The 12,088-nt window shown below is 60.9% G+C and carries 8 protein-coding genes; 4 read left to right on the top strand and 4 right to left on the bottom strand.

What is annotated here, in order from left to right; all coding sequences use genetic code 11:
• Nucleotides 1-344: 344 nt before the first annotated feature.
• From Q7J44_RS20405 to Q7J44_RS20395, 3 genes are all read right to left on the bottom strand, one after another.
• The gene (locus Q7J44_RS20405; protein WP_304882957.1) at nucleotides 345-1,268 is read right to left on the bottom strand and encodes a DUF2493 domain-containing protein; all 924 of its coding nucleotides are present in this window, start codon (nucleotides 1,266-1,268) and stop codon (nucleotides 345-347) included.
• Nucleotides 1,269-1,555: 287 nt separating this feature from the next.
• Nucleotides 1,556-2,620, bottom strand: coding sequence for a toprim domain-containing protein (locus tag Q7J44_RS20400; RefSeq protein ID WP_304882956.1), 1,065 nt, complete (start codon nucleotides 2,618-2,620; stop codon nucleotides 1,556-1,558).
• On the bottom strand, nucleotides 2,620-6,933 hold the full coding sequence (locus Q7J44_RS20395) for a strawberry notch family protein (protein WP_304882955.1): 4,314 nt from the start codon (nucleotides 6,931-6,933) through the stop codon (nucleotides 2,620-2,622). The genes Q7J44_RS20400 and Q7J44_RS20395 overlap by 1 nt, the downstream gene beginning before the upstream one ends.
• A 310-nt stretch (nucleotides 6,934-7,243) precedes the next feature.
• On the opposite strand from Q7J44_RS20395, the gene Q7J44_RS20390 reads away from it, so the two are divergent.
• The 4 genes from Q7J44_RS20390 to qatD are packed head-to-tail and all read left to right on the top strand — an operon-like array spanning nucleotide 7,244 to nucleotide 11,905.
• On the top strand, nucleotides 7,244-9,127 hold the full coding sequence (locus Q7J44_RS20390; RefSeq protein ID WP_304882954.1) for a P-loop NTPase fold protein: 1,884 nt from the start codon (nucleotides 7,244-7,246) through the stop codon (nucleotides 9,125-9,127).
• Entirely contained in the window at nucleotides 9,127-9,885 is a 759-nt protein-coding gene (gene qatB, locus Q7J44_RS20385; RefSeq protein ID WP_370693048.1) for a Qat anti-phage system associated protein QatB, read from the top strand. The genes Q7J44_RS20390 and qatB overlap by 1 nt, the downstream gene beginning before the upstream one ends.
• On the top strand, nucleotides 9,882-11,153 hold the full coding sequence (gene qatC / locus Q7J44_RS20380) for a Qat anti-phage system QueC-like protein QatC (protein ID WP_304882953.1): 1,272 nt from the start codon (nucleotides 9,882-9,884) through the stop codon (nucleotides 11,151-11,153). The genes qatB and qatC overlap by 4 nt, the downstream gene beginning before the upstream one ends.
• Entirely contained in the window at nucleotides 11,150-11,905 is a 756-nt protein-coding gene (qatD, locus tag Q7J44_RS20375; RefSeq protein ID WP_304882952.1) for a Qat anti-phage system TatD family nuclease QatD, read from the top strand. The genes qatC and qatD overlap by 4 nt, the downstream gene beginning before the upstream one ends.
• A 45-nt stretch (nucleotides 11,906-11,950) precedes the next feature.
• On the opposite strand, the gene Q7J44_RS20370 is transcribed toward qatD, so the two are convergent.
• Nucleotides 11,951-12,088, bottom strand: a 138-nt coding sequence (locus Q7J44_RS20370; protein ID WP_304880498.1) for a DUF736 family protein, incomplete at its 5' end; no start/stop codon positions are given.

Raw genomic sequence — 12,088 nt, 5'->3', positions numbered from 1 at the left:
AAACCGCGTCCTTGGGGCGAATAGGGTTGGTGCGATAAAGAGCAGTCAGACCAGTGGTTTTGCCTGCCTCCTTCTTGCCGACGAAGCAGGTTGTCTGATCGTCTACCTTTATTGGACCAGTGTCCCAGATGCTGCGGAACTCACGGACCCTGTATTCCTTCAGCTTCATCGCAAATCACCCCGTTATGTTCGCCCCCAACGTTACCAAAACAATCTATGAGTGAACAGGTATCGAACAGCAAGTCTCGCCCCGCGATGCATTAGTGGCCGCTTTGGAGAAGGAGCACGCAATATTTGGTAGCGCCAGCAGACCGCTCTAGACCGAAAACGAGATCTGAGGGGGCTCACGCCCCCTTCTCGAACTTCAGGACCGGGATGCCGAGCTTCTTAGCCTTGTCTGCGAGGTTCTCCTGGATGCCATTGCCGGGGAAGACGAGGACGCCCACGGGCAGCACTTCCAGCATCGCGTCGTTGCGCTTGAAGGGTGCGGCCTTGGCGTGTTTTGTCCAGTCCGGCTTGAAGGCGACCTGCGGCACTTTACGGTTGGAGGCCCAGGTGGCCGCGATGCGCTCGGCGCCCTTGGGCGATCCGCCGTGCAACAGCACCATGTCGGGGTGCTTGGCGTGGATCTGATCGAGACGCTCCCAGATCAGCCGGTGATCGGTGGTGTCCCCGCCCGAAAAGGCAACCTTCGGTCCTGGGGGCACCAGGCTCTCGGTCTCTGCGCGTTTTTTGGCGGCGATGAAGTCGCGGCTATCGATCATCGCAGCGGTAAGGTGGCGATGGCTGGTCCGTGAGCCCGAACGCGGTGACCAGTGCGTGCCGGTGGCCTTGAGGAAGAGGTCAGCAGCAGTTTCGCGGAAGAGTTCCATGCTCTCACGCCGGTCGATCAGCCCCTGCCCAATGTCGATCAGGGTTTCAAGCTGGACGGATTTCACCTCGGAGCCGTCCTGTTCGCGCTGAAGGCGTTTCTGCGCTTGCTCGTTATCGTCGAGCTTGGTCTCGATCCGCTCGGCGGCGCGGTGAAAGGTGTTGACGGTCGACCACAGGATCTCATCGAGGTCGAAATCGAGGCTGGTGTCGGCCATGGTGGACACCAGCGCGTCGAAGATCTCGGCGACGGCGGTCTGGATGCCCGGGTCTTCGGGCGTGATCCGGGGATCGGCCTCGCCCGCTGCGGGACGGTAGCCATAGAGCGACAGATCCTGGATCATGGTGTCCGTCGGCGAGGAGGTGTGATCGGGTTCGAATTCTTCATGGGCGTACATGGGATACTCCATCGTCTGGACCGCGACCGTCGCGGCCTTCATGGCGACGAAAAGCCGACAAGCGGTCCGGTCTGGCAGCCCGAGCCTCTTGCGAGGGCCTCGATGGCAAAGCCCGGCTATTTTGCCTCGCGATGCAAAGGCGGCTTTGCCGCCAGCGGAAAATAGTCGGGCGCCGCCATTGCCTGACCGGACCGTTTGTGGGCCGCTCGCCCTCTAGAAGGCCGAGGCTCGGTCCCGCTGATGGAACTGCAGCCTCGTATGCCCGTGACGAGATCGGACCTCTGGAATCACCCGCTTCGACGGTTCACATGATCCTGCGTCCGGAAGCGGCTGACATCCTCCGGCGCGAGTTGCACCCGAATATGCGCCCGAAGTGCATCCAGACCGCAGGCGGTGAGGTCGTCGTTGAAATCCCCCAACATGGGCGAGAGCGTGATTGCCTCGATCCCGACCTCGTGGGCCCGGGCGACCAGGCTGTCCCTTGCACCGTCCCCCGCCGGATCGTTGTCGCGGACGATATAGAGCCTGCGCAGATTCGTCGGAAAGAGGAGGGCTGCGAGATGTCCGGCCGACAGCGCTGCAACCATCGGCATTTTGGGCAGGGCCTGTCGGAGGGAGAGCACGGTCTCAATCCCCTCCCCTGCTGCCATGACCTCTTTGGCCACCCCGAACCTGACCGCGTGGCCGAGCAAATCCCCCATCGCCTTCCGCTGTGTGTCAACAGGTGCCTTTGAGCCGCCATCGCGCGCAAGCCAAGTGCGGTGAACGCCTGTGGCCTTGCCACTGAGGTCGGTGACAGCAGCGATCATGGCGGGCCAGGTCTCGGTCTGATGTTCGCACTGCCCCCGATAGTAGCAGTTCGGATGGAACTTCAGGGCGCCAGAGTCGCGCAGATTGGTGATGCCGCGTGACCGTAAATAGGTTACCGCCAGCGAGCCTGTGAGCGGACCGGACATGCTAAGGAGCCGCCGTGCAGCTTCCGACGATCCAGATGGTGCGGGTGCAATCTTGGGTGTTGGGGTGTTCGGCACCGGTTCCAGTTGCGGCAGGCTGAGGAAGCGGCGGGCCTCCTCGAGCACATCGGCGAAATCGCTGAGCCCAAGGCTTTCGCGGATAACGTCGAGAAGATCGCCATGGCTGCCTTCGGATGGATCCTGCCACTTACCAGCGGCACCCTTACCCGAAGTTGGGCCGGTAAGGCGTACGAACATCGAGCGCCCTGCCGAGTTGCGTACATCGCCAACCTGCCAGTAGTTGCCCTGTCTGCGCCCGTTGGAGAGATAGGTTCGGCAGACAGCCTCGGCCTGTTGGCCAAGGCGCTGCGCCAGATCTGCGGCATCAATGCGGGACATCAGGCAACCTCACGCTCAGAAATGCGGGAGATAGGCCAAAGGTTGAAGAGCTTGGCAAGAACTCCCGTGCCATCAGATCCGACTGGCACGAAGAAGCGCAGTTTCCAAGAGATGATCTCGCTGAAGAGGCCATATGCCCGCAGGCGGTCGCGCATCCCCTCGGTGAACCCGGTCAACTCGATCCGGTTCACTCCCATCACGCGGGAGCGGCGCAGTTGCAGGCCCTCTGTCAGATCGATGATCGTCTTGCCTTCGATCAGCGCAGCATAGGCCTGTTCCGCGGAAAGGTTCGGCACCCCGGCCCCGGTGGCCGTGGCAGCCCAGGCGGGCGACACCCTCCGTCCAATGATCCGCTCGCCGTCATCGGTCTGAAGGCGATAGACGCGGGTTTCGTCCTGAGGCAGGCGCTTCCAGACCGGCAGGAGAAGACCGGAGACCACATGCAATGTGGCTTCGGTGAACTCCGGCACCTCTGCCACTTCGGCATTCCAGGCGGCGACAAAGGTGGGGCGGTCTGTCTCGACCCATTGCGTGCCGCCCATCATGCGGACGGCGATGTTCTGACTTTCCGTGGGGCGGATCAGTCGCACGCGCCGTTCGATCTCGCCATCATCCAGCATCAAGCTGGTGGTTGGCACTTGGACTGACGCCCTGCCCGAACGGCTGTTGATCATCAGGACGGCTCGCGGATCGTCGAGTTCGGCGAGGGCTTCGTCCAGCAATCGCGGCCGATTGCGCCGGCGTTCCGTGATGGAAAGAAGTCGGGTCTCCGCGCCGGTGGTCGGGTGGGTGTAGATCACCTGACGGTCGGTGACACGGAAGCTCTCGGCGCGCAGGGTTTCCAGCCCAAGATCATATGTGCCTGAGGCCATCGCCCCGTCGATCCGCGCCTCAAGAAGCTGTTCGAAGGCCGTGAAGAGGATGCCCTGCATCTCGACGGTCAGGGACAGGAGCCGGTTCAGGAAGGTTGTGATCGGCGGCAGATCATCTTTGATGCCATTGCTATCCATCAGCTTCAGGCCGGTTGCCGCCTCGAAGCGCTGCAGCGAACAGCCTTCGATCTTGCCTCGCACGATCATAAGGTAAAGTTGGCGCAGCGCGTCTCGCGCATAGAGGCTTTCGAGATTGTCCTCGGGCCGGAACAGCCCCTGCCCTCCTGTCTGACGTTGCCCGCGGGTGATGGCGCCCAATGTGTCGAGGCGGCGGGCGATGGTGCTGAGGAAACGTTTCTCCGCTTTCACATCGGTCGAGATCGGCCGGAACAGTGGGGGCTGCGCTTGGTTGGTCCGGTTGGTGCGCCCAAGTCCTTGGATGGCGGCATCGGCCTTCCAGCCCGGTTCCAGCAGGTAGTGGACCCTGAGCCTCTGGTTCTTGGCCGAAAGCTCGGCGTGATAGCTGCGCCCGGTGCCGCCCGCATCGGAGAAGATCAGGACGCGCTTCTGGTCATCCATGAAGGCAGAGGTCTCGGCAAGGTTGGCTGATGGCGCGCGGGTTTCCACGGCAAGTCGTGCCGTCGAACCTTTTCCCTTGCGGATGATGCGGCGCGACCGTCCCGTCACTTCAGCCACCATCTCCGTCCCGAAATGCTGGGTCACTTGATCGAGCGCGCCCGGAACTGGGGGCAACGATCCGAGGTGCTCCAGCATTTCATCGCGCCGGCGCACGGCCTCGCGGCATTCGACCGGCTGACCATCGCGGAACACCGGGCGTGAGGACAGATTGCCTTCACCATCGGTGAACGGTTCATAGAGTTGAACCGGGAAGGAATGCTGAAGATACGAGCCGACGTACTCCCTAGGCGTGACATCCACCGTCAGGTCATTCCATTCCTCGGTCGGTATTTCCGCCAAGCGCCGCTCCATCAGCGCCTCGCCGGTCGAGACGATCTGGATGACGGCGGCATGGCCTGCAGCAAGATCGGCAGCGACAGACCGGATCAGAGTCGGGGTCTTCATGCTGGTCAGAAGGTGGCCAAAGAAGCGCTGCTTCGTGGATTCAAAGGCCGAGCGCGCGGCGGACTTGGCCTGGCGGTTTAGCGTTCCATCCGACCCTGTAATGTTCGCCGCCTCCATCGCCGCATCGAGGTTGTTGTGGATGACGGCGAAAGCGCCCGCGTAAGTATCATAGATGCGGCGCTGTTCTTCGGTCAGCTGATGTTCGATCAGCTCATATTCGACGCCGTCATAGGAAAGCGACCTTGCGGTGTAGAGGCCGAGGGCGCGAAGATCGCGGGCCAGCACCTCCATGGCGGCAACGCCGCCGGCCTCGATTGCCTCGACGAATTCAGCACGGGTAGCGAAGGGGAAATCCTCGCCACCCCAGAGACCCAGCCGCTGTGCATAAGCAAGATTGTGGACCGTCGTGGCACCGGTAGCAGAGACGTAGACCACCCGGGCATCCGGCAACGCGTGTTGCAGGCGCAGGCCCGCCCTGCCCTGCTGCGAGGCTTCAACATCGCCACGCTCCCCCTTGCCGCCTCCGGCATTTTGCATGGCGTGGCTTTCGTCGAAGATGATGACGCCGTCAAAGTCGCGGCCCAGCCAGTCCACGATCTGACGGACGCGAGAGACCTTTTCGCCTCGATCATCTGAGCGCAGCGTCGCATAGGTGGTGAAGAGGATGCCCTCCGACAGGGTGATCTGCCTGCCTTGGGCGAAGCGCGACAACGGCGTGACCAAAAGCCGCTCTTGCCCGAGCGCTGACCAGTCGCGCTGTGCGTCCTCGATCAGCTTGTCCGATTTCGAGATCCAGACCGCCTTGCGCCGACCGCGCAGCCAGTTGTCGAGGATGATCCCAGCGGATTGGCGGCCCTTGCCTGCACCGGTGCCATCACCCAGCATGAAGCCGCGACGGAAGCGGACCGAGCCTGCCACTCCGTCAGCAGCAGCGCCGACCGTGTCGAGGGTCTCGTCCACGGTCCAGCTTCCGGCAAGATGATCGGAATGGGCCTCGCCGGCATAGATCACCGTCTCCAGCTGGGCGTCCGACAGCCGCTGGCAGATGTCCGCAGGCAACATAGGCCGATAGGTCGGTCGTGGCGGCGCGACCGAGGCCATGGCAGCAGATTGCACCAGTTTGGTCGGATGCGGCACGGCGCCGGGAATCCGGACCGATTGCAGACCGTATTCTTCGTAGATCGCATCCGATAGGCGTGCGGCTTCCGGCGGCGCCGCATCGATGGTCTCATAGCCGAGTTCGATGGCACCGGGGGATGCATGGGGCTTTCGGATAGCGGGGGCAGCATTGGCCCGAGTGAGATAGCCGCGGACTGAGCGCGCAAGCGAAGTGGGTGACGGCGGCTTGGGCAGTTCGACAGCAGGACGCGGCGGCAAATGGTCGGCGACCCAGCCGAGCAGAGTCGCAACGTCGGGTGCCATACCGGGCGAGGCCGGAAAGCGCGCGGAGTCCTCGGAAAGGATCTTGTCGATCACGGTCAGCCGCGTCGGAAACGTCGTGCCATGGCGCGCATAGACCGAACCGTCAATCGCCGCCGAGAACACCACCTGCCCCCCTTCCTGCAACCGGACGAAGGCATCGCGCCAGGCAGGCATGTCGGGACCAAAGCCGGCGCCGGTGATCGTGACCAAGCGTCCACCGGGAGCGAGGCGCGAGAGAGCAGATGCGATATGCCGGAAGGCGGCGTCCTGAACTTTGCCTGTGACATTCGCCAACGCGGAAAATGGTGGGTTCATCAGGACGACAGATGGGATGGCACTAGCATCGAGGTGGTCATGGATCTGCGCTGCGTCGAAACGGGTGATCGAAAGGGTCGGAAAGAGGGAAGAAAGGAGGTCAGCACGGGTGTCAGCCAGTTCGTTCAGGATCAGATTGCCGCCGAAGATTTCGGCCAGGATCGCCAGAAGGCCAGTGCCTGCCGAAGGCTCAAGTACCAAATCGTCGGGGCCAATTGCGGCGGCGGTCAGCGCAGCGAGCCCAAGCGGGATCGGCGTGGAGAACTGCTGGAACGCCTGACTTTCCTCGGAGCGTCGCGTGTGGGTGGGCAGGAGGCTGGAAATCTTCGAAAGCGCTGCCAGCTGCGCAGTGGGCGTATCGGCTTGAAGAAAAATCGCGCGGCCGTATTTCCGCAGGAACAGAACAGTCGCGGCCTCGCAGGCATCATAGCCCACTTTCCAGTCCCAAACGCCGGAGGCATCGGATGCGCCGAAGGCGGTCTCCATGGCCGTGCGCAGCGTCGCACTGTCAACGCGCTGCCCGCGTTCGAGCGCCGTAAGCAAAAGGCCTGCCGCAACCAGGATGGCGGAAGCCGAGGCGACCGGCGCTTGCGCCACGGTCGCCGGGGAAAGGTCGTTCATCGGGAATTCCTCAAGAGAGCAGGAACGGTTCAGGCCCGATCAGCGCTCTCTCTTACCCGCCGGACCTGACCCGTTCCGGCACCCCTCTCCCTCTTCGCGCCAGGGATCGTAGCCCGCATGGGGGGAGACTGCCTCGGCAGGCTCACGTCCGAAGAACCAGAGCTCGGTCCCGGCAAGACGCCGGGAGGTGCAATAGTCTTCCTCACAACATGGCAGGATCAGGGGTAGCGTCGCGACCGCATTTCTTGTTGACTGCTTGCGTGGCAGCTCTCAGTGGCGGCAATTATTGAATAGTTTTCTTGGAGGCCGCATGTGGTCGGATAACGAGACAGATCGTGATTTCCTGAATTTTAAGAGCGTTGCAGATATTGCCGCTGAGATCATATCCCAAGCTGATGGTCGTGCCCTGTCTATCGGCCTGTCGGGGAGTTGGGGGGTCGGGAAATCTTCCATGCTTAAGCTGTTGGGAGTCTCGCTCAAAGAGCGAACAAAGGAGCGACTGATCTTCGTTGAGTTTAACGCTTGGCTTTATCAAGGTTTCGATGATACCCGCGCGGCACTAATGGAGACAATTGCTGAGGCGATCATCCAAACGGTTGAGACCGAAAAGACGGTGCTGGGGCACGTAGCCGAAAAGGCAAAATCTCTCGGCAAGCGTGTGAACTGGTTCCGGCTTGCCGCAGTCAGTGCGACCTCCGTAGCGGGAATGCTGATCGGGTTGCCTCCGGTGGGGCTGCTTGGCGAAGCTGTCAATACTGTCAGAGGGTTTACCGACGGCGATGTTTCCCGAGACGACCTTACGAATTCCGAGGGCACATTCAACGAGGCCGTTGCAGGGGCCAAAGGAATGATCCGTGACGAAGTAAAAAGGGAGTCGCCTCCGAAGGCGATTCATGCTTTTCGAGAGGAACTCAAGACAACGCTGGCAGCGATGGATGCCACACTGGTCGTGTTGATCGACGATCTCGATCGTTGCCTGCCTGAGACGACCATTGCAACATTGGAGGCGATGCGCCTGTTCCTCTTGGTCGAACGAACTGCCTTTGTTATTGCAGCCGACGATAAGATGATCCGTGAGGCCGTTCGGCACCATTTTTCGAGGCTTCCCGACTTCGACAATGATCTGGTTACAAACTATTTCGACAAGTTGATCCAGGTTCCAATCCGCGTACCACCATTGGGCACGCAGGATGTCCGCGCCTACCTGATGCTGCTCTATATCGAAAACAGCGAACTCGCTGCCGATGCCAAGGAGAAGGCGCGGGAGGCAGTGTCGAAGCAATTGGGCGAGACTTGGAAGGGCAAGCGCGTTGACGCTAAGTTCGTCCACTCCTTGCTCGGCGTCGTTCCGGAAGCGCTCGCCACACAACTCGAACTTGCGAACCGGTTGGCGCCCATGATGGTCAGCGCCACCAAAATTGCCGGCAACCCCCGGCTCATCAAGCGATTTCTCAACACGATCGCGATTCGGATGTCGATAGCGAACAAGCAGGGCATCGACATTGACGAGGAAGCCTTGGCTAAGGTCTTGCTTTTCGAGCGAAACGGCGACGAAGCCGCGTACCGGCAGCTATTGAATGCCGTGAATGATGATGTCGAGGGCAAGCCGCGCTTTCTCACAAGTTGGGAAGACAAAGCAAAAACGGCCCCGACCGATCTCACTCTGGAGGCTCCGTGGTCTGCCCCGTTCGTCAAGGAATGGCTGGCGCTCAACCCGCCGCTGGCCGATATCGACTTGCGCGGCATCGCCTATGTTAGCCGTGAATTACTCCCTATTGTTAATGCGGGAGACCGTCTCTCGTCTGTGGGCGCCGATTTGCTCGAAGGGATACTCCAGGTTAGGTCGACCGTAAGTAAACCGCTTGCCGAAGGGCTGGCCGGGCTCTCGAGCGCCGATATGGACATTATCGGTGACCGCCTTGTTGCAAAGGCCAAGGCAATCAAGGACTGGGGCACTCCCGAGGCACTTTGGCAGTTACTGACTTTCGCGCAGGTGCCAGGCCCGCATGTTGATAAGGTCACACGATTCCTGAAGGCCATTCCGGCCGGACAGATCACGGCGCCGATAGTTCCAGTGCTCTCGCCGATGGGCTGGGCGTCCGAAGTTTTCGCCAGTTGGGGTCGCTCGCCCGAACTCGACGAGACGGTCAAGAAGGCAATTGGCCAGACTGCAAAACGAGTAGGGCGTGCATAGTGGGAACCTCAGCATCGAGTAAGGGGCCAGGATCAGGCGTGCCATTGGTGCCTGCATGGGTTGATAGCGATCCGGCGGTCGCGCAGCCCGGGAGGTTCCGGAGCGCGCGGACCAATTTAGGAAGCTTCGCCAAGAGCGGCACCGAGGACAGTTTGAAGCGAGGTCTCGGTCATTACACGAGATCTGGTTTGGGTGGTTCGGCAATAGGAACCATGCGGATGGGCCGCACCACGGCGGCCGCAGGCAGCTTTGCAGATGTACTTTCGGCACTCCGGGATGGATCGCCACTCCCGCTAAACATCCCACTTGATCCGGCCACGCTGACCGGCAAAAGCCAACAAGAAATTGCTGACGCCATCATCGACGCGGTCACGCCGACGGATGGGTCGCAAGACGCTGAAAGTTCGAGGGATTCAGCGGCCCGTGCCTTCGCTGAGGTCCTTGAGATCAATCCCACTGCGGACCTCACTGCGCTGCCGCAAGACATGGTGGAACTATTCTTCGAGCGCTTTCTCGCCAACGATTTGGTCGCTCGTATCCAGCTTGATGTTGGGAAAGCCGTACTCGATCGGGCGAAAGATGCTGCTACTGCGGTCCAACGCCTCGAAACCATGCAGTCGTTCGTCAAGCAGGAGTTCAGCCGTGCTGTACTGGCATTAAAGGATGCCGGACAGCGCCTCCAGCAGGGTAACGGCAAGGAGCTCGGGGCCGCCGCCCTCAAGGCAACGCTGGACGTATTCGAAGGGTGGCTAAAATGAAAGTCGCGGCTATTCCCTCAGGTGTGCCAGTCCCGGCTGGGCAGCACCTCGTCGTCGATCTCTTCAGCCAGTTCGATGACAACGGTCACGGTGCGGTGGGTGGTGTGATTCCCCATATCGTCCGAGGTGAGCGGTTGCGTCCCAGCGCCCGGGCTTGGGACTTTGCCGCCATCTCAATGGCAGTGGTCGCTGCAGACGAAGGATGCCCAAGGGTCGGTAGTGCCGACGGGTGGACTCGGCAGATCGAGCTCACAGTCTGCGTCGCGGACAGCAATTTCTGGACCGGGCAGGCAGCCTATATCGCTCGAATGCTTGCCTTCCTTACTGGCGATATCTGGACGCTTTCATTTGTCGGCGGTGGGCTTCAGCCAGCGCCCGACAAAAACGCAGTGCTGCGGCCAGAAAATGTCGTCTGTCTCCTGTCGGGAGGGCTCGACAGCCTCATCGGAGCAATAAACCTAGTGAGCGCAGGCTGGAAACCTTTGTTTGTCAGCCAAGTTGCCAAGGGCGACAAGGCCCACCAGCGCGCTTTCGCCTGCGCCATTTCGCCGGGAAGCCTGCACTTGCAGATGAACCACAATGCTAGAATGCCGCACACTTCGGAGCGCTCGCAACGGGCCCGATCGATGGGCTTCTTCGGTTTTGCAGTTCTCGCCGCAACGTCTTTGCAATCCTACGATGCTGGTCAGCGGGTTCAATTGCTGATTCCAGAGAACGGCTACATTAGCGTCAATGTACCTCTGACTCCGCTCAGACGCGGATCGCTGAGCACGCGGACGACCCATCCACATTTTCTATCAATGCTGCAGGAACTTTTCAACGTTGCAGGCCTGCGGATCGACATCGCGAACCCATACCAATTGAAGACGAAGGGCGAGATGCTCAAGGAGTGCCTCGACCAAGTAAAGCTGAAGCAACTCGCCACCTTGTCCACCAGTTGCGGACGCTTTGCCCGGTCCGGCTTTCGGCAGTGCGGGCGTTGTGTGCCATGCCTTGTGCGTCGGGCGGCATTCGAGGAGTGGGGTGGAGGGGATGGGACGAAGTACCGGTTCGACGACCTGGGAAAGCCGGGACCGAGATACCGCGATTTCGACGACGTGAGATCAATGGCGGTCGCGGTGCGGGTCCTGAAGTCGACCGGGCTGAAGGGCTGGGTGGGTGGTGCATTGAACTCAGTTGCCTTAACAGATCGCGCAAACCTCAGTGCCGTCGCAGAGCGTGGGCTGAGGGAGATTGAACGCTTCCTTTCTGCTCAAGGTGCCCTTTGATAGACTTACACTGCCATATCGACCTCTATCCGGATCCGGCAGCTGTTGTCAGGGCAGTCAATGATCGCGGCCTGTACGTGTTGTCTGTCACGACCACACCCCGCGCCTTTCCAGTTATGAAGCGTATGATAAAGGAAGCTCCCCGTATTCGTCTGGGGCTTGGCCTACATCCCGAACTTGTCGCGCAGAGACACTCAGAGGTGGATCTGTTCCCGGCGCTTCTGGCAGAAACGGATTATGTCGGTGAGGTCGGCATTGATGGTTCGCCGCCGCATCGAGGCAGTCTTGACCTACAGGAGCAGACATTCCGCAAAATCCTCATGCACTGCTCAGATCGGGGCGGCCGCGTCCTCAGTATCCATTCCCGTGGTGCGGCCGGTAAGGTGCTTGATTGCCTCGAAGCGTATCCAAACTCCGGAGCCGCGGTCCTGCACTGGTTTAGCGGAAGTCCAAAGGAGCTCGCGCGAGCTGTCGATCTCGGAGCCTGGTTTAGTGTTGGTCCAGCCATGCTTCGGTCTGATCGGGGGCGCAATCTTGTTGGTCGCATGCCGCAACAGCGCGTATTGACCGAGACTGACGGTCCTTTTGCCCAAGAAGGTGGTCGACCCCTCTATCCTTGGGACGTCACCAGTGCGGAGGCAGCCTTGGCGGAAATGTGGGGCTTTGACGCCAAGAGTACTCGTGACGTTCTCAAGCAGAATCTAGCTCGCCTTTCCACCACCCACCGCGGTGCAAAAGTGCTTAGTGAATGACTCTTCGGCCCCGGTCATTCGACCGGGGCCTTTGCTTGTGCACGATCAGTCGCCGCGGCGTGTGTTGGGGCGGGACCAGATGAGGCTCCAGCTCTCGCCGTCTTCGTCGTCGAAGAGGTTGGCGTAGATCGGGGCGGCGAAGCTCGGATCGTCCAGCTTCAGGCCCAGGTATTCGCGGCCCTC

The organism is Pseudotabrizicola sp., assembly GCF_030656345.1.
Lineage (GTDB): Bacteria > Pseudomonadota > Alphaproteobacteria > Rhodobacterales > Rhodobacteraceae > Pseudotabrizicola.
This window is presented reverse-complemented; position numbering and strand designations above follow the sequence as displayed.